15 protein-coding genes are annotated in these 19,200 nt (G+C 65.3%); 10 read left to right on the top strand and 5 right to left on the bottom strand.

Translation table 11 applies throughout. The features are described from left to right. The first annotated feature begins 1 nt into the window (after window position 1). The gene (locus CK224_RS09455) at window positions 2-652 is read left to right on the top strand and encodes a LysE family translocator (RefSeq protein ID WP_095781568.1); all 651 of its coding nucleotides are present in this window, start codon (window positions 2-4) and stop codon (window positions 650-652) included. Window positions 653-673: 21 nt separating this feature from the next. Here CK224_RS09455 and CK224_RS09460 read toward each other — a convergent pair whose 3' ends face one another. Continuing rightward, window positions 674-2,197 (bottom strand): helicase HerA-like C-terminal domain-containing protein, encoded by a 1,524-nt coding sequence (locus CK224_RS09460; protein ID WP_095781569.1) that lies wholly within the window; start codon window positions 2,195-2,197, stop codon window positions 674-676. A 267-nt stretch (window positions 2,198-2,464) separates the two neighbouring features. On the opposite strand from CK224_RS09460, the gene CK224_RS09465 reads away from it, so the two are divergent. Genes CK224_RS09465 through CK224_RS32485 form a run of 3 tightly spaced genes read left to right on the top strand, consistent with a single transcriptional unit; the run spans window position 2,465 to window position 6,143 of the window. Beyond that, window positions 2,465-3,907, top strand: coding sequence for a methylmalonyl-CoA mutase subunit beta (locus CK224_RS09465; RefSeq protein WP_095781570.1), 1,443 nt, complete (start codon window positions 2,465-2,467; stop codon window positions 3,905-3,907). Then, complete coding sequence (scpA, locus tag CK224_RS09470) at window positions 3,904-6,027, top strand: methylmalonyl-CoA mutase (RefSeq protein ID WP_095781571.1); 2,124 nt, start codon at window positions 3,904-3,906, stop codon at window positions 6,025-6,027. Before CK224_RS09465 ends, scpA begins: the two co-directional genes overlap by 4 nt. 14 nt (window positions 6,028-6,041) lie before the next feature. After that, window positions 6,042-6,143, top strand: a complete 102-nt coding sequence (locus CK224_RS32485) for a hypothetical protein (RefSeq protein ID WP_348628384.1) — start codon at window positions 6,042-6,044, stop codon at window positions 6,141-6,143. A gap of 87 nt (window positions 6,144-6,230) precedes the next feature. Here the strand turns inward: CK224_RS32485 and greA are convergent, their stop codons facing one another. Further along, the gene (gene greA, locus CK224_RS09480) at window positions 6,231-6,713 is read right to left on the bottom strand and encodes a transcription elongation factor GreA (RefSeq protein ID WP_066997710.1); all 483 of its coding nucleotides are present in this window, start codon (window positions 6,711-6,713) and stop codon (window positions 6,231-6,233) included. Between the two features lie 106 nt (window positions 6,714-6,819). Between greA and CK224_RS09485 the strand changes: the two genes are divergently transcribed. Next, the gene (locus CK224_RS09485; RefSeq protein WP_095781572.1) at window positions 6,820-8,196 is read left to right on the top strand and encodes a TIGR03808 family TAT-translocated repetitive protein; all 1,377 of its coding nucleotides are present in this window, start codon (window positions 6,820-6,822) and stop codon (window positions 8,194-8,196) included. Here the strand turns inward: CK224_RS09485 and CK224_RS09490 are convergent. After that, a complete protein-coding gene (locus CK224_RS09490; RefSeq protein WP_066997713.1) occupies window positions 8,193-9,197 on the bottom strand; it encodes an asparaginase in 1,005 nt (334 codons plus the stop codon). The genes CK224_RS09485 and CK224_RS09490 overlap by 4 nt on opposite strands. A gap of 49 nt (window positions 9,198-9,246) precedes the next feature. Further along, window positions 9,247-10,413, bottom strand: a complete 1,167-nt coding sequence (locus CK224_RS09495) for an acetyl-CoA acetyltransferase (protein WP_095781573.1) — start codon at window positions 10,411-10,413, stop codon at window positions 9,247-9,249. A 188-nt stretch (window positions 10,414-10,601) separates the two neighbouring features. On the opposite strand from CK224_RS09495, the gene betI reads away from it, so the two are divergent. Genes betI through betB form a run of 5 tightly spaced genes read left to right on the top strand, consistent with a single transcriptional unit; the run spans window position 10,602 to window position 16,883 of the window. Next, complete coding sequence (betI, locus tag CK224_RS09500) at window positions 10,602-11,192, top strand: transcriptional regulator BetI (RefSeq protein ID WP_066997716.1); 591 nt, start codon at window positions 10,602-10,604, stop codon at window positions 11,190-11,192. Further along, window positions 11,189-12,718, top strand: a complete 1,530-nt coding sequence (gene betC / locus CK224_RS09505) for a choline-sulfatase (protein WP_095781574.1) — start codon at window positions 11,189-11,191, stop codon at window positions 12,716-12,718. Before betI ends, betC begins: the two co-directional genes overlap by 4 nt. Further along, complete coding sequence (locus CK224_RS09510; RefSeq protein ID WP_176477893.1) at window positions 12,715-13,719, top strand: pyridoxal-phosphate dependent enzyme; 1,005 nt, start codon at window positions 12,715-12,717, stop codon at window positions 13,717-13,719. The genes betC and CK224_RS09510 overlap by 4 nt, the downstream gene beginning before the upstream one ends. Continuing rightward, on the top strand, window positions 13,712-15,364 hold the full coding sequence (gene betA, locus CK224_RS09515; protein ID WP_066997725.1) for a choline dehydrogenase: 1,653 nt from the start codon (window positions 13,712-13,714) through the stop codon (window positions 15,362-15,364). The genes CK224_RS09510 and betA overlap by 8 nt, the downstream gene beginning before the upstream one ends. A 55-nt stretch (window positions 15,365-15,419) precedes the next feature. Then, the gene (gene betB, locus CK224_RS09520) at window positions 15,420-16,883 is read left to right on the top strand and encodes a betaine-aldehyde dehydrogenase (RefSeq protein ID WP_095781575.1); all 1,464 of its coding nucleotides are present in this window, start codon (window positions 15,420-15,422) and stop codon (window positions 16,881-16,883) included. Between the two features lie 71 nt (window positions 16,884-16,954). On the opposite strand, the gene CK224_RS09525 is transcribed toward betB, so the two are convergent. Next, the gene (locus CK224_RS09525) at window positions 16,955-19,192 is read right to left on the bottom strand and encodes an AGE family epimerase/isomerase (RefSeq protein ID WP_066997730.1); all 2,238 of its coding nucleotides are present in this window, start codon (window positions 19,190-19,192) and stop codon (window positions 16,955-16,957) included. Window positions 19,193-19,200 lie beyond the last annotated feature (8 nt).

The following is a 19,200-nucleotide window of genomic DNA, read 5'->3' on the forward strand; positions in this document are numbered from 1 at the left end:
CATGCCGGACCTGACACAATTCGCCTTGTACTTCGCCGCGGCGCTGCTGCTCGCCATCACGCCCGGACCGGGCATCTTCTATGTCGCCGCGCGCACCCTGGCCGGAGGCCGCGCTGAAGGCATCGCCTCCAGTTTCGGGACGGGCCTGGGCGGCATGGTTCATGTGCTTGCCGGAAGCCTGGGCGTTTCCGCCCTCGTGCTCGCGAGCGCCGAACTCTTTACGGCGCTGAAGCTGATCGGCGCCGTCTACCTCGTCTGGCTCGGCTTGCGCACCTTCCAGTCCGCCCGCCGCGAGGCAAAGGCAATGCTGGAAGGTGGCGCGCCGACGCCTGCGGTCGTCGCTGGCCGAGCGTTTCGCGAAGGGGTGCTGGTCGAGGCTCTGAACCCGAAGACGGCCGCCTTCTTCCTGGCCTTCATTCCGCAATTCGTGGATCTCGGCGCCGGCCACGTCGCCTTGCAGTTCATGGTGCTCGGCTTCGTGTCGGTGACGCTCAACACGCTGGCCGATATCGTGGTCGCCTTCGCGGCCGGCCGCATCAGGGAAGGCGCGGCAGGCCGTTCCGGCATCATACGCCGGATGCGGGAGGCGTCCGGCGGCGCGATGATCGCGCTGGGCATCGGGCTCGCCGTAGCCAAGCGCCCTGCCCTATGATAGCCGCGCCTCAGTTGGGCGCTACCGCCCGCGCGCCAGGCTGCCTAGTATCCCGCGCACGATCGCGCGGCCGACGGAAGAGCCCACCGAACGCACCACCGACTTGATCGCGGCTTCGGCCACTGTCTGGCGGTTGGAGGACCGGCGGCCCGACCCTCCCAACACATCGTCGAAGCCCGGAATTGTCCAGCGCGAGCCGCCGGTGCCCGCCTGCTGCGCCTGCGCTTCGGCTTCCTGCGCCTCCCTGGTCTTCTTCTGCAGTATCTCGAAGGCCGAGTCGCGATCGACCGCTTGATCGTACTGCCCGGCGACCGGGCTCTCGGCAAGGACCTTGCGGCGCTCGTCAGGTGTGATCGGCCCGAGCCGCGACGACGGCGGACGAATCAATGTGCGCTGGACCATGGCCGGCACGCCCTTGTCCTCCAGCATCGAGACCAGCGCCTCGCCGGTGGCGAGCTGGGTGATCGCGGTGGCGCAGTCGAAATCCGGGTTGGGCCGGAAGGTGTCGGCCGCCGTCCGCACCGCCTGCTGCTCGCGCGGCGTATAGGCGCGCAACGCGTGCTGCACGCGGTTGCCGAGCTGGGCCAAAACCTTTTCCGGAATGTCGAGCGGATTCTGGGTGACGAAATAGACGCCCACACCCTTGGAGCGGATCAGCCGCACCACCTGCTCGACGCGATCAACCAGCACCTTCGGCGCGTCCTCGAACAAAAGATGCGCCTCGTCGAAGAAGAAGACCAGCTTCGGCCGCTCGAGATCGCCGACCTCGGGCAGTTCCTCAAACAGCTCCGACATCAGCCAGAGCAGGAAAGTGGCATAGAGCCTGGGATTCATCATCAGTCTGTCGGCGGCCAGAACACTGATCGCGCCGCGGCCGTCGCGGGTGGTGCGCATCAAATCGGCGATGCGCAGCGCCGGCTCGCCGAAGAAGTTCGCGGCGCCCTGCTGCTCAAGCACCAGAAGCGTGCGCTGGATGGCGCCGACGGAAGGCTTGGTGACATTGCCGTAGCGTGCGCTGAGCTCGTCGGCTCGCTCGGCGATGTTGGCGAGCAGCGCCTGCAGGTCTTTGAGATCAAGCAGCAGCAGACCCTCTTCGTCAGCGATGCGGAAGGCGATGTTCATGACACCTTCCTGCGCTTCGGTGAGGTTCATCAGCCGCGACAAAAGCAGCGGCCCCATTTCCGAGATGGTGGCACGGATCGGGTGACCCTGCTCGCCGAACAGATCCCAGAAGATGACCGGGTATTCCTGAAACTGATAGGGATCGAGCTTCACCTGCTCTGCACGCTTGACCAGGAAATCCTTGGCCTCGCCCATCATGGCGATGCCGGAAAGGTCGCCCTTGATGTCGGCGCAGAAGACCGGGACGCCGGCATTTGAGAAGCCCTCGGCCAAGATCTGCAAGCTGACCGTCTTGCCGGTACCCGTAGCACCGGTAATCAGGCCGTGGCGGTTGCCGTAGCGCAGCAGGAGTTCCTCGGCGCGCTGGTAGGAATCATCAGGCTTGCGGCTGGCGCCGATGAAGATGCTGGTGTGGTCAGCCATATGTCCGGTCTCCGCAATCTCTTCCGCCAAAAACGCCCGGCCTCATGGAGGATAGTAACGCGATCGGCGGGCGACAATGCCCACCATCAAATTTGGCGCTACTCGATTTGACGCTGGCAGCGAAACCACCTTACTAAGCTTGCGGATTTTGCGCATGTTTGGCAATCGGTTAGCGGCTGCCGGAACAACCGCGACGGATGTCGCATTGTGATATGCGGCGGGGGACCATAGACTGGTGGCTGATGCGGCCGATAGACGAGGAGTGCGATGGGCGCCGGCGCCTTGACTAGGGATGTCGACCTTCCAGACCCGGACGCCAAGCGCTGGCTGGCGCTGGCGGAAAAAGCGCTTGCCGGCGGCGCTTTCGAACAGAAGCTTGTTTCGCACACCGATGACGGCATCCGCATCGAGCCGCTCAGCGAGCGTTCGACGACAGCCGAGCCGGTGGTGCGCACCAATCCGAAGTCGCCATGGATCGTCAGCCAGCGCATCGACGATCCGGATATCGCCCGCGCCAGCGCCCAGGCGCTGCAGGACATCGCTGAGGGCGCGACCGGCCTGTCGCTGGTTTTCGAGGGCGCGCCGAATGCGTTCGGCTACGGGCTGCCGAGAACCGCGGAGGCGCTGGAAACGGTGCTCGACGGCGTGCCGCTCAACCGGGTCCAGGTGCGCATCGATGCGCATCCGTGGAGCCGCGCCGTGGCGGATTGGCTGCTCGCCTTCCTGACCCGGCGCCGCTCCGATCCGGCGAAGCTCAACCTTTCCTTCGGCATCGACCCGGCGGCGATCTTCGCCGGCACCGGACGGCTGCGCACCTCGATCGAGGCGCTGCAGGAGTCAATGCCGCAATCGCTGGCGCATTTCTTCTCGATGGGCGTGCCCGGCGTGCTGCTCGAAGCGGACGGCCGCGTCTTCCACAATGCCGGCGCCACCGAGGCGCAGGAGCTCGGCACGATGATGGCTTCCGCCGTGTCCTATCTCAGGATGTTCGAGAAGGCGCGCCAGCCGCTGGTCTATGCCGCGCCCTATATCGGCTTTGCCCTCAGCGTCGACCAGGACCAGTTCCTGTCGATGGCCAAGGTGCGGGCGTTGCGCAAGCTCTGGGCGCGGATCCAGGAAGCCTGCTCGATCCCGGCCTCGACGGCGAACGTCCACGCCGAGACCTCCTATCGCATGATGGCGATGGCGGATCCGGAAACCAACATCCTGCGCACCGCGATTGCCGCTTTTGCCGCGGCGACCGGCGGCGCTGATTCCGTCTCGATCCTGCCGCATACCATCGCGCATGGACTGCCGGCCGGTTTTGCGCGCCGCGTCGCCCGCAACGCGCAGCTGATCCTGGCGCATGAGAGCCATCTCCATCACGTGGTCGATCCGGCCAGCGGCTCCGGAGCGGTCGAGGCGCTGACCGACGGTCTTTGCGCGGCGGCCTGGGAAGAATTCCAGCGCATCGAGGCCGAGGGCGGCGTGCTCAACAGCCTGCAGCAGGGCTATATCCAGAACCGTGTGCAGACGGCCGCCGCGAAGCGCAATGCCGTCTATCGGGCCGGCGAACGCGGCATCATCGGCACCACCTTGTTCCGCACCGGCAGCGAGCGCCCCGTCGAGACATTGAAAGCCGAACGCCGGCCCGCGCTGACAGAAGGCGTGGCGACCTGCGAGCCGCTGTTTCCAGTTCGCATCGATCAGTCGATCGGAGCCGGCTCATGATCCCGGATTTCAGCCAGATCGGCTGGTCGGCGCCGCGCCGCGCGCCGGTCGAGCTCAAGGGCCAGCGGATGACGCCGGAAGGCATCGCCCTGAAACACCTCTACACGCAGGCCGACCTCAAGGGCCTGGCCAATCTCGACACCTATCCGGGCCTGCCGCCCTTCGTGCGCGGCCCCTACCCGACCATGTATGTCCAGAAGCCCTGGACGATCCGGCAATATGCCGGCTTCTCGACGGCGGAGGAATCCAATGCTTTCTACCGGCGCAACCTCGCGGCCGGCCAGAAGGGCCTGTCGGTTGCCTTCGACCTCGCGACCCATCGCGGCTATGACAGCGACCATCCGCGCGTCGCCGGCGATGTCGGCATGGCGGGCGTGGCGATCGATTCCATCCTCGACATGCGCCAGCTGTTCGACGGCATTCCGCTCAACGAGATGACGGTGTCGATGACCATGAACGGCGCCGTGCTGCCGATCATGGCGCTCTATATCGTGGCGGCGGAGGAACAGGGTGTCGCGCAGAAGGACCTCGCCGGGACCATTCAGAACGACATTCTGAAGGAGTTCATGGTCCGCAACACCTACATCTATCCGCCGAAGCCTTCGATGCGGATCGTGTCGGACATCTTCGCCTATACCTCGCGGCACATGCCGAAATTCAATTCGATCTCGATCTCCGGCTATCATATGCAGGAGGCGGGCGCGACGGCCGACCTCGAACTCGCCTACACGATCGCCGACGGCATCGAATATGCGCGCGCCGGCGTCGCCGCGGGTCTCGACATCGACCGGTTCGCGCCGCGCCTTTCCTTCTTCTGGGCGATCGGCATGAACTTCTTCATGGAGGTCGCCAAGCTCAGGGCCGCGCGGCTGCTCTGGTCGAGCCTGATGAAGAAGAATTTTGCGCCGAAGGACGAGCGCTCGCTGTCGCTGCGCACCCATTGCCAGACATCGGGCTGGTCGCTGACGGCGCAGGATCCCTACAACAACATCACCCGCACGATGATCGAGGCGATGGCGGCAACGCAGGGACATACCCAGTCGCTGCACACCAATTCCTTCGACGAGGCGATGGCGCTGCCGACCGACCATTCGGCCCGCGTTGCCCGCAACACGCAGCTCATCCTGCAAAAGGAATCCGGCACCACGCGCATGATCGACCCGTGGGGCGGCTCGGCCTATGTCGAGCGGCTGACGCATGATCTGGCGGCCCGCGCGCTGGCTCATATCGAGGAGGTCGAAAACCTCGGCGGCATGGCGGCGGCGATCGAGAGAGGCATTCCGAAGCTGCGCATCGAGGAAGCGGCGGCGCGCACCCAGGCACGCATCGATTCCGGCGAGCAGGTGCTGGTCGGAGTCAATGCGCATCGCCCGGAAGCCGATATCGAGGTCGATGTGCTGAAGATCGATAATGCCGAGGTCAAGGCCCGGCAATTGGCGAAGCTGCAGCGACTCAAAGGCACGCGCGACGTCGCGGCCCTTGAGGATGCGCTAACCGCCCTCACCCGCGCGGCTGAAAGCGGCGAGAACCTGCTCGAATTCACGATCCGCGCGGCGCGGGCCAATGCGACCGTCGGCGAGATCTCGCTGGCGCTGGAGAAGGTGTTCGGGCGCCATGCAGCCACCGTGCAGACCATCTCCGGCGTCTACCGCGACGCGCTCGGCGACAATCCGGCGGTCGACCGGCTCAAGGACAAGCTCGAAGCCTTCGAGAAGAAGTCCGGTGCAAAGCCGCGCATCCTGGTCGCCAAGATGGGCCAGGACGGCCATGATCGCGGCCAGAAGGTGATCGCCAGCGCCTTTGCCGATCTCGGCTTCGACGTCACCGTCGGACCGATGTTCCAGACGCCGGAGGAGATCGCAAAGCTGGCGGTGCAGCATGATGTCGACATCATCGGCGCGTCCTCGCTTGCGGCCGGACATCTGACCCTGATCCCCGAGCTCAAGGAGGCGCTGAGGAAGCTCGGCCATGGCGACATGCTGATCGTCGCCGGCGGCGTCATCCCGCCACAGGATTACGACGCGGTCTTGAAGGCTGGGGCGGCGGAAATCTTCCCGCCGGGCACCGTCATCCCGCAAGCGGCGGACAGGCTGATGGATCGATTGCTGGCGGTTGGATAGCCTACATCTTCGGCATCGCCAGGAACCGTGCCTTTGTGGACGGGAACAAGCGTACGGCGATGGTCGCTGCCGGTGCTACATCAACGGCTACCACCTTACAGCTGATAACGGCATGATCTACGAATTCGTGATGGATGTCGCGGCAGGTGAAATGAGATCGGAGCCGCGGCGTTTTTCCGCGACTGTACAGTCAAGCTCAAGGTCTAGTTCTCGGCCTTGTCCGACAGCTTGACGATCTCCCACTCCTTGCCGTTGACGGCAACGACCTCGCCGACCTTCTTGCCGAACAGGGCCATCGCCATCGGCGAGACGTGGGAGATGCTGCCTTTCGACGGGTTGGCCTCGTCCTCGCCGACGATGCGCCAATGGACCTTCTTGCCGTCGCCGTTTTCCAATGTGACGCCCATGCCGAAGCGGACCACATTGCTGCCGGACTCCGGCACCGAAAGCTCCGCGCTCTCGCGCCGCGCGGTCCAGTAGCGCAGGTCGCGGGACACTATTGCGAGGCGCTCGCGATCGCCGCGTCTTTCGGCCTTGGCCATTTGATCTCGCAATTCGGAGAGATTCTCTTCGATCATCGCGAGTCCCCGCTCCGTTACCAAATTGCGGTGCGGACTGATCGGCCGTTCGCCGACACCGGCAATGGCGTTTTCGCTGTCTTCCTCGCGGGTGAAAGCTCTACTCATAACATGAACTTAAGCTTGGTCAGGCAACTGCACAAGCGGTTTGCCTGCGAGCTGGCCTTGGCACGATTCCTGCGACGGAGCGGTTGAAACGCCAGGACCTGTGCCGATGTTGAACAGACGAACGCTGCTTGCCCGCACCACCGGCCTCGCCGCTGCCGGCCTCTTTGCCGGCAAGGCATCGGCGAAGATGCTGCCCGGCATCGAGAAGGCCACGATGCGCGGCTCGATCAATGCAATCGAAATCGGCTTGCAGCCGGGCGCGCTGGACGACCAGAGCAAGGCCTTCGCCAAGATGCTCGGCGACGCCAGCGACCGCGATGCGCCGGTGTTTCTGCCGCCCGGGACCTATCTTGTCTCCAACCTGAAGCTGCCTGCCCGCGTGCGCCTTTCGGGCGTCCCGGGCGCGACCCGCATCGTCTATGGCGGCAACGGCCACCTGATGATGGCCGACCAGGCCGAACATATCGAGCTCAGCGGGCTGGTGCTGGACGGCAGCAACCGCTGGCTGGCCGACTATACGCAAGGGCTGCTCGATCTGCGCCGCGTCGCGCATCTCGCCATCGACAATTGCCAGGTCACAGGCAGCGGCAAGAACGGGCTGGCGCTGGAACATGTTTCAGGCCGCATCGGGCGCTGCGATGTTTCGGGCGCGGCAGACGCCGGCATCTATTCGGTCGAGGCCGGCGGGCTGGAGATCTCGGGCAATACCGTCTCAGATTGCGCCAATGGCGGCATTCTGGTGCATCGCTGGCAGCAGGCGGAGGACGGCACCATTGTCAGCGGCAACCGCGTTCAGCGCATCGGCGCGAGGAGCGGCGGCACCGGCCAGAACGGCAACGGTATCAACGTCTTCCGCGCCGGCAATGTCATTATCTCCGCCAACGTCGTGTCGGACTGCGCCTTCTCGGCGATCCGCGCCAACAGCTCCAGCAATCTGCAGATCACCGGCAACACCTGCTCGCGCTCGGGCGAGACGGGGATTTATTCGGAATTCTCCTTCGAGGGTGCGATCCTCAGCAACAATCTGGTCGACGGTGCCGCCAACGGCATCTCGATCGTAAACTTCAACGAAGGCGGCCGCATGGCCGTGTGCTCGAACAATATCGTTCGCAACCTCTCGACCGTCGGCCCCTACACCGCCGACCCGCCGGGCTTCGGCGTCGGCATCAGCGCCGAGGCCGAAACCTCCGTCTGCGGCAATGTCGTGGAGAACGCGCCACTCTACGGCATGCAGCTCGGCTGGGGACCTTATCTGCGCAATGTGGTTGCAACGGGCAACATCATCCGCAAGTCCGGCACGGGCATCGTCGTCAGCGTCGTCGAGGGTTCCGGCAGCGCTGTCATTTCGGACAATATCATCGACGCCGCGCAGAACGGCGCCATCATCGGCCAGCGCTGGGCCAATCCGGTGACGGGCGATCTGGCAAGATCAACCTTTACCGGCTACGCGCATCTGACTGTCGAGCGGAACAAGGTCAGTTAGGCCAGCGCCGCCGTCGGCCGCAGCAAGCCCACCTTGGCGCCGATACGGCTTTCAACCGGCGGATGGGCGAGTTCGGCAAGCTTTGCCGCGAGCGCTTCGTCGCTGCGCAGCAGCTTGGCCAGCACGGCGGCGATCATCACCTCGGAGGCGCGGCTGGCGCCGTCATCGCATTTCAAGGCGATGCCGAGACCAAGCTCGGGCAAGGCCGCGCAATAGACGCCCTCGGCGCCGGTCTTGACGAAGATGCGGCCGGGCGCGGCCCGCATCAGCGCGAGGTCCGCCTTACCGGTGCCGGCCACCAGGAACGGTTCGGCCATGCAGGCCGAGAGCAGGCGCTTCGCCGCCTTGGCGCGTTCGGGCGCAAAGCCCCTGCCCGTCGCCATACGCGCAAAGCCCAGCGCAAAGCTCTTCAGCGGCACGGCATACGTCGGGATCGAGCAGCCGTCGGTGCCGCAATGGTCGACATCATGCGCGGCGCCGGTTACCGATTGCATCGCGTCGCGCACCATCTCCTGCAGCGCATGGCCGGCCTTGACGTAGCCGCCATGGGCAATGCCGGAATGCACGCAGGTACAGAGGAAACCGGCATGCTTGCCGGAGCAATTGTTGTGGAGCGGGTTGGGCGCGCTGCCGGTGCGCGCCAGCGCGATCGTCGCAACGTGGCTCGACGGCCAGTGCGCGCCGCATTCGAGCGCCGTCTTGTCGAGACCGGCCTTGGCGAGCATTGCTTGCGCCAGTTCGACATGCGCCGGCTCGCCTGAGTGCGAGGCGCAGGCCAGCGCCAATTCGCGATCGCCGAAGCCGTAGGCGTCGGCAGCACCGGATTCGAGCAGCGGCAGCGCCTGGATCGCCTTCACCGCCGAGCGCGGAAACACCGGTCGCGCCGTATCGCCGATCTCCCAGACAGGCTTGCCGTCGGCGTCGAAGACAGAAACCGCGCCGCGATGAGCGCTTTCGACCACCGCGCCCCGCGTGACTTCGACCAGAACCGGATTTGCCATGCTGCCTCCCGCACGCGCGCGCCGGGCGCCGCTTCAATGCGGGCCGCTTCTACCTGATCCGATCGAGGATGGAAACGTAGTTGGCCACCGCAGCACCGCCCATGTTGAAGATGCCGCCGAGTTTTGCCCCAGGCACCTGAATGCCGCCGGCCTCGCCGGTCAGCTGCATGGCGGTGAGCACATGCATGGAGACGCCGGTAGCTCCGATCGGATGGCCCTTGGCCTTCAGCCCGCCGGACGGGTTGACCGGCAGCCGGCCGTCCTTGGCCGTGACGCCCTCCAGGGCGAGCTTCGCGCCCTCGCCGGGCTCCGCCAGGCCCATCGCCTCGTATTCGATAAGCTCGGCGATGGTGAAGCAGTCATGCGTCTCGACGAAGGAGAGGTCGTCAAGCGTGACGCCGGCCTTCTTCAGCGCCTGGCCCCAAGCCCGCTCGCAGCCCTCGAAGGAAAGGATGTCGCGCTTCGACATCGGCAGGAAATCCTGGACGTGCTCATTGGCGCGGAAGGTCACGGCGCGGCGCATCTTCAGCGCCGTCGCGGTGTCGGTGAGCACGAGCGCGGCGGCGCCATCCGAGACCAGCGAGCAGTCGGTGCGCTTCAGCGGACCGGCGACGAAGGGGTTCTTCTCACTTTCCTGACGGCAGAACTCGTAGCCGAAATCCTTGCGCATTTGGGCATAGGGATTGTCGACGCCGTTTTTGTGGTTCTTGGCGGCAATCATGGCGAGCGCATCCGACTGGTCGCCATAGCGCTGAAAATAGGCCTGCGCGATCTTGCCGAAGACGCCGGCAAAGCCGGCCGGCGTTTCGCCATCCTCGGGCAGGTAGGAGGCTTTCAGCAGGTTCTTGCCGATCTCGGGCCCAGGTGTGGTGGTCATCTGCTCGGCGCCGACCACCAACACGACGCGGGCGGCGTTGGAATCGATGGCGCGGACGCCTTGTCTCACCGCAGCCGAACCGGTGGCGCAGGCATTCTCCACGCGCGTCGCCGGCTTGAAGCGCAGCCGGTCGTCGGCCTGCAGCACCAGGCTCGCGGTGAAATCCTGCGGTGAGAAGCCGGCGTTGAAATGGCCGAGCACGATCTCGTCGACATCGTCAGGGCCGATGCCGGCATGATCGAGCGCGTCCACGGCGACCTTGGTGATCAAGCCCTCCAGCGTCTCGCCTTCGAGCTTGCCGAAACGCGAATGCGCCCAGCCGACGATGCATGCGGTCATGACAGCCTCCATCTGCCGCGCAGCCTAGCACGTCCGGTCGCGGCATGACATTCAATATTGTTCAAAAGTGAACCGTTTTCCAGCCGAAGGGATGGGGCCAGAGCGATACGATCGATTGATCCGATGCCAATTTTTTATTGATTGATGCGTCAATAAAAAATAATCTCGCTTCGAACCGGACCCCTCGCATGCCGAAAATCGGAATGGAACCGCTGCGCCGCAAGGCGCTGATCGACGCGACGATCTCGGCAATCGGCGAGCGCGGTTCGCTGGACGTCACCATGTCGGAGATCGCCGGCCGCGCCGGCGTGTCGTCGGCGCTCGCCCATCACTATTTCGGTGCCAAGGACGAGCTGCTCTTCGCCACGATGCGGCACATCCTTGCCGAGCTCAACATCGATACAAGACGAGCGCTTCGCGTCGCCGCGACACCGCGCCAGCGCGTCTCGGCCGTTGTTGCGGTCAGTTTCTCCGACGAGCAGTTCCAGCCGGAGATCATCGCGGCCTGGCTCGCCTTCTATGTCGAGGCGCAGAAATCGACCGAGTTGCGGCGGCTGCTTCGCATCTATGCGCGGCGGCTCAATTCCAACCTGATGAGCGGGCTGACCGGCATTCTGCCGAGGGCCGAAGCGGACCGCGCTGCGGAAGCGACGGCGGCGCTGATCGACGGACTCTACATCCGGCGCGCGCTGAAGGACGGCGTGCCCGGTGCGCAGACAGCGATCGCGCTCGTCGAAGATTATCTCGAAACCAAGCTCAGCGGACGGAGCCTGCCTTGACCACCGAACGACCCAATTTCCTGATCGTCATGGTCGATCAGCTCAACGGCACGCTCTTCCCCGACGGCCCGGCGGATTTCCTGCACGTGCCGCATCTCAAGGCGCTCGCCGCCCGCTCGGCGCGTTTCGCCAACAACTACACCGCCTCGCCGCTTTGCGCGCCCGGCCGGGCCTCGTTCATGAGCGGCCAGCTGCCGTCGCGCACCGGGGTCTATGACAACGCCGCCGAATTCTCCTCCTCGATCCCGACCTTCGCGCATCATCTGCGCTCCGCCGGCTATTACACCTGCCTGTCCGGCAAGATGCATTTCGTTGGACCGGACCAGTTGCACGGCTTCGAGGAGCGGCTGACCACCGATATCTATCCGGCCGATTTCGGCTGGACGCCGGATTACCGCAAGCCCGGCGAGCGCATCGACTGGTGGTATCACAATCTAGGCTCGGTCACCGGCGCCGGCGTTGCCGAGACCACCAACCAGATGGAGTATGACGACGAGGTGGTGTTTCTGGCCGAGCAAAAGCTGTACCAGCTTTCGCGCGAGCAGGACGATGCGGGACATCGGCCCTGGTGTCTCACCGTTTCGCTATCGCACCCGCACGATCCCTATGTCGCGCGCAGGCAGTACTGGGATCTTTACGAGAACTGCCAGACGCTCGATCCCGAAACGCCGTTCATCCCGCATGACGAACAGGACACGCATTCGCAGCGCCTTTACCGGGCAAGCGACTATCAGTCCTTCGAGATCACGTCCGAGCAGGTGCGCCGTTCCCGGCGCGGCTATTTCGCCAACATTTCCTATGTCGACGATAAGCTCGGCGAGCTTCTGGACGTCCTCAAGCGCACTCGCATGCTTGACGACACCATCATCCTGTTCTGCTCGGATCACGGCGACATGCTGGGCGAGCGCGGCCTGTGGTTCAAAATGAGCTTCCTCGAGGGCTCGGCGCGCGTGCCGCTGATGATCGCCGGCAACGGCGTGCCAGCCGGCCTCATCGAGGCGCCCGTCTCCAATCTCGACGTCACGCCGACGCTCTGTGACCTCGCCGGCATTGATATCGCTGCAATCGCGCCGTGGACCGACGGCCAGTCGCTGCTGCCGCTGCTCGGCGGCAAGCCGCGCACCGCACCCGTTCTCATGGAATATGCCGCCGAAGGCTCCTATGCGCCGCTGGCCGCGATCCGCGACGGCAAATACAAATTCGTCCATTGCGAGCTCGACGCGCCGCAGCTGTTCGACCTGGAGACCGACCCGCTCGAACGGAACAACCTCGCTGACGAGCCGGCGAACGCTGCCCTGGTGGCGGCGTTCATGGAAAAGGTCCGGGCGCGCTGGGACATGGCCGCGTTCGATGCCGCGGTGCGCGAAAGCCAGGCACGCCGCTGGGTCGTCTACCCGGCGCTGCGCAACGGCGCCTATTACCCCTGGGATTTCCAGCCGCTGCAGAAAGCCTCGGAGCGCTACATGCGCAATCACATGAATCTCGACAACCTTGAAGAGAGCAAACGATATCCGCGAGGCGAATGATGGCAGACGTTCTGGTTCCCACCCTCGACCGCCTGAAGCAGGCCTATGCGGTGACCTCGACGGCGACGCAAGTCACGCCGCTGTTGGAGTCGGCCGCACTTGCGAGGGAAGCCGGCGCCGCGCGGGTGTTCGTCAAGCCGGAATCGCTGCAATGGGCGGGGTCCTTCAAGGTGCGCGGCGCCTATTGGCGCCTTAAGCGGCTGTCACCGGACGAAGCGAGGAAGGGCGTGGTCGCCTATTCCTCCGGCAATTTCGCGCAAGGGCTTGCGGCTGCCGGCCAGGCGCTCGGCATTCCCGTCACCATCGTCATGCCGATCGACGCGCCTGCCGCCAAGCGCGACGCGACCGCCGGCTATGGCGCGCGCGTGGTGCTGACCGATCATGGCGAGCGTGCCCGCGAGGAAGTCGCCGCCGCCAAGGCGCGCGAGATCGCCGAGACCGAGCAGCTCACCTTGCTGCATCCCTTCGACGATCCCGAGATCGTCGCCGGCCAGGCAGGGGCCGGGCTGGAAGCGCTCGACCAATTGGCGGCGAAGAAGGCCCACGCCGACCTGGTGTTCTGCTCGGTTGGCGGCGGCGGGCTGATCGGCGGCGTGTCGCTCGCCTTCCATTATCTGTCGCCGAAAACCGAGATCATCGCCGTCGAGCCGGAAGGCTTCAACGGCATGGGCTCGTCGCTGGCGCATGGCGCCATCGAGACGATGCCGATCGGACCGAGATCGATCTGCGACGGGCTGATGGCGCGCAAGCCAGGCGAGGCGCCCTTCGCGGCGGTGAGTGCTGCCGGCGTTCGCGGCGTCACCGTCGAGGATGCCGCGGTGCGGGGTGCAATGAAGATCGCCTTCGAGCGGCTGAAGCTGGTGCTGGAGCCTTCGGGCGCGGCCGCGCTTGCCGCGCTGCTCGGCGGCAAGGTGGATGTGGCGGGCAAAACCGTCCTTGTGGTGGCTACCGGCGGCAATGTCTCGCTCGCCGACTTTATGGCGCATATGAACAATGCTTGAAGCGGATTTCGTCATCATCGGATCCGGCTCCGCCGGCTCGGCCATGGCCTACCGGCTGTCGGAAGACGGCAAGCATTCGGTGATCGTCATCGAGTTCGGCGGCACCGATATGGGGCCGCTGATCCAGATGCCGTCGGCGCTGTCGATCCCGCTCAACATGAGCCTTTACGACTGGGGCTTCGCCAGCGAGCCGGAGCCGCATCTCGGCGGCCGTGTGCTCGCCACCCCGCGCGGCAAGGTGATCGGCGGTTCGTCCTCCATCAACGGCATGGTCTATGTTCGCGGCCATGCGCGCGACTTCGACCATTGGGCCGAACAGGGTGCTGCCGGATGGGGCTTCGCCGATGTGCTTCCCTATTTCAAGCGCATGGAGGATTCCGACGGCGGCGAGGACGGCTGGCGCGGTCACGGCGGCCCGCTGCATGTGCAGCGCGGCACGCGCAAGAACCCGCTCTACGGCGCCTTCCTCGAGGCGGGCCGGCAGGCCGGCTTCGAGCTCACCGACGACTACAACGGATCGAAGCAGGAAGGCTTCGGGCCGATGGAGCAGACCATCTGGCGCGGCCGCCGCTGGTCCGCGGCCAACGCCTATCTGAAGCCGGCTCTCAAACGAAAAAATGTTAGCCTGCTTAAGGGTTTCGCGCGACGCGTGGTGATCGAGAATCAACGCGCCGTCGGCGTCGAGATCGAAGCTCACAAACAGATTCAGGTCGTTAAGGCGCGACGTGAGGTGATTGTGGCCGCGTCGTCGATCAATTCGCCGAAGATCCTTATGCTGTCCGGCATCGGTCCGGGCGCACATCTGCAGGAAAACGGCATAGAGGTCATTGCCGACCGGCAGGGCGTCGGCCGCAATCTGCAGGACCATCTGGAGCTTTATATCCAGCAGGAAGCGACCAGACCGATCACGCTGAATTCGGTGCTCAACCCGTTCTCCAAGGCAATGATCGGCGCGCAGTGGCTGTTCTTCAAGACCGGCCTCGGCGCCACCAACCATTTCGAGGCGGCGGCCTTCGTGCGTTCGCAGGCCGGTGTCGACTACCCCGATATCCAGTATCACTTCATCCCAGCGGCGGTGCGCTATGACGGCAAGGCGGCGGCGAAGTCGCATGGCTTCCAGGCGCATGTCGGGCCGATGCGGTCGAAGTCGCGCGGCTCGGTGAGCCTGCGCTCGCCCGATCCGAAAGCGAAACCGGTGATCCGCTTCAACTACATGTCGCATCCCGACGACTGGAGCGAGTTCCGCCACTGCATCCGGCTGACGCGCGAGATTTTTGGCCAGAAGGCCTTCGACGGCTTCCGCGGCAAGGAGATTTCGCCGGGCGCCCATGTGCGGACCGACGACGAGCTCGACGCCTTCATCCGCGATCACGCCGAGAGCGCCTATCACCCTTGCGGCACCTGCAGGATGGGCCGCGCCGACGACCTGACCAGCGTCGTCGATCCGGAATGCCGGGTGATCGGCGTCGAGGGGCTGCGCGTTGCCGACTCCTCGATCTTCCCGCGGGTGACCAACGGCAACCTGAACGCGCCGTCGATCATGACCGGCGAGAAGGCGTCCGACCACATCCTTGGCCGCACGCCGCTCGCGCCATCCAACCAGGAACCCTGGATCAATCCGCGCTGGCAGGTGGCAGACAGATAGCGCATGATCCGGCGGGCGCCCTCCCCCGCCCCGGCGATTACGAACGGAGAAGACCATGCGCGCCCAGCCAACGGCATCGCACTACGTCAACGGCCGCTACATCGAGGACGAAGGCGGCGCGCCACTGCCGGTGATCTATCCGGCGACGGGCGAGACCATCGCCACGCTGCATTCGGCGACGCCGAACGTGCTGGAGTTGGCGATCGAGGCCGCGCGCGCGGCGCAGCCGGCCTGGGCACGGATGAAGCCGGTCGAGCGCGGCCGCGTCCTGCGCCGCGCCGCTGATATCCTGCGCGCCCGCAATGCCGACCTGGCGCGCATCGAGACGCTGGACACCGGCAAGGCGATCCAGGAGACGCTGGTGGCGGACGCGCCTTCGGCCGCCGATTGCCTGGAATATTTCGCCGGCGCAGTGGCGGCCTTCAACGGCGAGATGATCGAGCTCGGCGGACCGTTTGCTTACACAAGACGAGAGCCGCTTGGTGTGTGCGTCGGCATCGGCGCCTGGAACTATCCGATCCAGATCGCCGGCTGGAAGTCGGCGCCGGCTTTAGCCATGGGCAACGCCATGGTGTTCAAGCCGTCGGAGAACACGCCGCTCTCGGCACTGGCGCTGGCCGAAATCTACAGCGAGGCGGGCCTGCCCGACGGGCTGTTCAACGTCGTGCAGGGCTATGGCGATGTCGGCGCCGGCCTCGTCGGCCATGATGTCGTGGCCAAGGTCTCGGTGACCGGCTCGGTGCCGACCGGCCGCAAGGTGCTGTCGCTTGCCGGTTCGAAAATGAAGCACGCCACGATGGAGCTCGGCGGCAAGTCGCCGCTGATCGTCTTCGACGATGCCGATCTCGAAAACGCCATCGGCGGCGCCATGCTCGGCAATTTCTATTCGACCGGCCAGATCTGCTCCAACGGCACGCGCGTCTTCGTGCAGAAGGGCCTGCATGACCGCTTCGTCGAGCGGCTGACCGAGCGTACCAAAAAAATCCGCATCGGCGATCCGCTCGATCCGGAAACGCAGATGGGGCCGTTGGTCAACAAGGCGCAGCAGGAAAAGGCTGTTTCCTACATCGCCGCCGGCAGAGAGGAGGGTGCGACGCTTGCCTGCGGCGGCAACGTGCCGTCGCTGCAGGGCTTCGAAGGTGGCTTCTTCATCGAACCGACCGTGTTCACCGGCGTGACCGATGGCATGCGCATCGCGTGCGAGGAAATCTTCGGACCGGTGATGAGCGTGCTGAAATTCGATAGCGAGGACGAGGTGATCGAACGCGCCAACAATACCGAATTCGGCCTCGCTGCGGGCGTCTTCACCCGCGACCTGCCCCGCGCCCATCGGGTGATCGCCGAGTTGCAGGCAGGCACCTGCTGGATCAACGCCTACAATCTGACGCCGGTGGAAATGCCCTTCGGCGGCGTCAAGCAGTCCGGCATCGGCCGCGAGAACTCGCTCGCGGCGCTGGCGCACTATTCGCAGCTGAAGGCGGTCTATGTCGAGACGGGGGATGTGGCGAGCCCGTATTGACTTGGCGATTGGCCAAAAGCCCGCAGTGACAGCAGAGATTGGCAGCTTCTGCGTTGCCGCCAGTTGCCCCCTCACCCCTTCTCCGCCGTTCCGTCCAGATACTGCGTCAGCGCGCAAACCAGATGGTAGAAGATGCTGGCCGGCACGTCGCTCGCCAATGACCGGCCGCGCTCGTCGATGCGGTCAATCCAGAGGCCGACCGGCGCCGGGTCGATGTGCCAGCGGAACAGGTGGCCGACGCGCGCCTCGATCTCCGGTTTGAGGTCCGGCCCACCCGAGCCGTCGAGCGCGATCGCAGCCTTGATCGCCTCGGCCTGCGGCCAGCTGCGCGAGACCGTGTCGAGCGGAAGGCCCTGGCGCGAGACGGCGCCATAGGCAAGGCCGGTGGCGCGGTTGAGGCCGTTGGCGACAGCCGAGGCATAGAGCTTGCGGGCGAAGCCGGTGAGTTCGGCCTGGCCGCTGCGGGCGGCGAAATCGACGAGCAGCGAGGCCCATTCGAAATGGTGGCCGGGTTCGGTCCATGTTCCTTTCGCGCCCGCCACGGGCTTCCAGCCGTCGTCGAAATACTCGCCCAGCGTCCAGCTTTCGGCATCGAAGAAATGACTGCGGAAGAGATCTATGACGCGCGCCGCGCGGCTCAGGTAGACGCGCTCGCCAGTGGCTCTGTGCCAAGCGAGAAAGGCTTCGAGCAGATGCATGTGCGGGTTGGAGCGACGCTCGCCCTCGCCGTCGGAGGTTTCGAGGAAACCTGTCATGCGGCTGTCCTCGAGATGAGCATCGAGGAAAGCAAAGGTTTCCTCGGCGAGCCGCAACGCATCGGGATGACCCGACATATGCGCGTGCGCCAGCGCCAACAGCACGCAGGAATGGTCGTAGGCATCCTCGACCGGATCGGCGACCGAGCCGTCGATATTGAGCGTGCGCACCCAGCCGCCTTTGTCGGTGCGGCCCCGGCCTGCCATGAAGTCAAGGCCATGAGCGATCAGCCGATCCGCCGGTCCGTCCCAGCCGCGCTCCTTGGCGACGGCGAAGGCATAGATCTGACGCGCCTGGGTGCGCATGCGTTTTGGCTTCATCAACGGCGCGGCGTCGAAGCCCAGCGCCTCGTGGAAGCCGCCATGGCGCTCATCGACGCCGGCGGTCGACCACAGCGGCAGCGTCTCCTCGAACAGCCAGTGCCGAACGCGGCGCCGCCAGGCGCCGCTCTCGATGACGCGGTCATGCGCCGGCGTGAACCTCGTCTCCAGCCGACCGGATTTCTCTAGCTGCTCGACGATCTTCTTGACGTGCTGGCTGTGGCTGACCGGCGCCACGAAGGTGGCGTCGGCCGTCGAGACGATCGCCACGTCCTTCATGCCGATGGCCGACAGCAGCCGGCCGTCGCCGCGGATGTAGGAGTTCTCGCAATCTATGGCCAGGACATCGCCAAGGATGACGTTACCGTGGCTGTCGGACGGGCCGACATCGAGCAGCGACTGCCACGAACCGAGATCGTTCCAGCGGAATCCGGCCGGCACCATGGCGATGTCCTTGGCCCGCTCCATGACAGCGTAGTCGATCGAGGTCGACGGGATCGCCCAGTAGAGTTCCAGCGGCATGTAAAGCCCGGAAAGATCGTTGGTCGCCGCGTGATACGCGGCTTCCGTCGCCTGCCAGATCTTGGGCTCGAACGCGGCGAAGGCAGCGCGCATGACGCCGGCGCGAAACAGGAAAATGCCGGTATTCCAGTAGAAACTGCCGGCGTCGAGATAAGCCCGCGCGGTGGCGAGGTCGGGCTTCTCGACGAAGCGAGAGACGTCGAACACGCCGTCGCGGTCGGCCGCGACCTCGATATAGCCATAGCCGGTTTCGGGCTGCGTCGGCTTGATCCCGAACACCACCAGGCGACCGGCTCTCGCCGCCGCAGCACCCGCTTCAACGCTCTGCCAGAACTGGCGCGCGGTGGAGATTTCGTGGTCGGAGGGCACCACGAGAACAAGCTCGTCGCCAAATTCGGAGAGGGTGCGCAGGCTGGCAAGCGCCACGGCAGCGGCGGTGTTGCGCCCGGTGGGCTCGAACAGCGGCCCGCCGCCGGCGAGATCAATGCCGGCAAGATCGGCATGGACGCGCTCGGCATGGCGCTCCGATGCGATGAGAAAGATCGGCGTCTGCCCTTCAGGCCGCGCGGCCAGCCGGCGCAAGGTCTTGGCCAGCATCGAGCCGTCGCCGGAAAGGTCGTGGAATTGCTTGGGATTGTCCTCGCGCGACAGGGGCCATAACCGCGAGCCGACGCCGCCGCTCATGACGAAACTGACGATGCGCTGGCTCATGGCTGCCC

The sequence above is a fragment of the Mesorhizobium sp. WSM3862 genome (assembly GCF_002294985.1).
GTDB lineage: Bacteria > Pseudomonadota > Alphaproteobacteria > Rhizobiales > Rhizobiaceae > Mesorhizobium.

What these genes read in the sequence shown, in the direction of transcription:
- CK224_RS09455 (WP_095781568.1), top strand. Translation starts at nt 2, where the DNA reads ATGCCGGACCTGACACAATTCGCCTTGTACTTCGCCGCGGCGCTGCTG.
- CK224_RS09460 (WP_095781569.1), bottom strand. Translation starts at nt 2,197, where the DNA reads ATGGCTGACCACACCAGCATCTTCATCGGCGCCAGCCGCAAGCCTGAT.
- CK224_RS09465 (WP_095781570.1), top strand. Translation starts at nt 2,465, where the DNA reads ATGGGCGCCGGCGCCTTGACTAGGGATGTCGACCTTCCAGACCCGGAC.
- scpA (WP_095781571.1), top strand. Translation starts at nt 3,904, where the DNA reads ATGATCCCGGATTTCAGCCAGATCGGCTGGTCGGCGCCGCGCCGCGCG.
- greA (WP_066997710.1), bottom strand. Translation starts at nt 6,713, where the DNA reads ATGAGTAGAGCTTTCACCCGCGAGGAAGACAGCGAAAACGCCATTGCC.
- CK224_RS09485 (WP_095781572.1), top strand. Translation starts at nt 6,820, where the DNA reads ATGTTGAACAGACGAACGCTGCTTGCCCGCACCACCGGCCTCGCCGCT.
- CK224_RS09490 (WP_066997713.1), bottom strand. Translation starts at nt 9,197, where the DNA reads ATGGCAAATCCGGTTCTGGTCGAAGTCACGCGGGGCGCGGTGGTCGAA.
- CK224_RS09495 (WP_095781573.1), bottom strand. Translation starts at nt 10,413, where the DNA reads ATGACCGCATGCATCGTCGGCTGGGCGCATTCGCGTTTCGGCAAGCTC.
- betI (WP_066997716.1), top strand. Translation starts at nt 10,602, where the DNA reads ATGCCGAAAATCGGAATGGAACCGCTGCGCCGCAAGGCGCTGATCGAC.
- CK224_RS09510 (WP_176477893.1), top strand. Translation starts at nt 12,715, where the DNA reads ATGATGGCAGACGTTCTGGTTCCCACCCTCGACCGCCTGAAGCAGGCC.
- betA (WP_066997725.1), top strand. Translation starts at nt 13,712, where the DNA reads ATGCTTGAAGCGGATTTCGTCATCATCGGATCCGGCTCCGCCGGCTCG.
- betB (WP_095781575.1), top strand. Translation starts at nt 15,420, where the DNA reads ATGCGCGCCCAGCCAACGGCATCGCACTACGTCAACGGCCGCTACATC.
- CK224_RS09525 (WP_066997730.1), bottom strand. Translation starts at nt 19,192, where the DNA reads ATGAGCCAGCGCATCGTCAGTTTCGTCATGAGCGGCGGCGTCGGCTCG.